This window comes from Apilactobacillus pseudapinorum (genome assembly GCF_040369555.1).
GTDB lineage: Bacteria > Bacillota > Bacilli > Lactobacillales > Lactobacillaceae > Apilactobacillus.
The window spans coordinates 1-429 of record NZ_BAABVU010000032.1 but is presented as its reverse complement, the minus strand read 5'-3'; the positions used below and the strand labels follow the sequence as shown (position 1 = coordinate 429).

Sequence of the window (429 nt, the reverse complement as noted above, 5' to 3'; positions counted from 1 at the left end):
GTAGCACGTGTGTAGCCCAGCTCATAAGGGGCATGATGATTTGACGTCATCCCCACCTTCCTCCGGTTTATCACCGGCAGTCTCACTAGAGTGCCCAACTAAATGCTGGCAACTAATAATAAGGGTTGCGCTCGTTGCGGGACTTAACCCAACATCTCACGACACGAGCTGACGACAACCATGCACCACCTGTCATTCTGTCCCCGAAGGGAACACCTAATCTCTTAGGTTGGCAGAAGATGTCAAGAGCTGGTAAGGTTCTTCGCGTAGCATCGAATTAAACCACATGCTCCACCACTTGTGCGGGCCCCCGTCAATTCCTTTGAGTTTCAACCTTGCGGTCGTACTCCCCAGGCGGAATACTTAATGCGTTAGCTGCGGCACTGAAGGGCGGAAACCCTCCAACACCTAGTATTCATCGTTTACGGC

Annotated in this window: 1 rRNA gene; it reads right to left on the bottom strand. The window is 52.0% G+C overall.

Annotated features, from left to right (window positions below):
• Nucleotides 1-429, bottom strand: a 16S ribosomal RNA gene (locus tag ABWU86_RS05910); the annotation flags it as partial.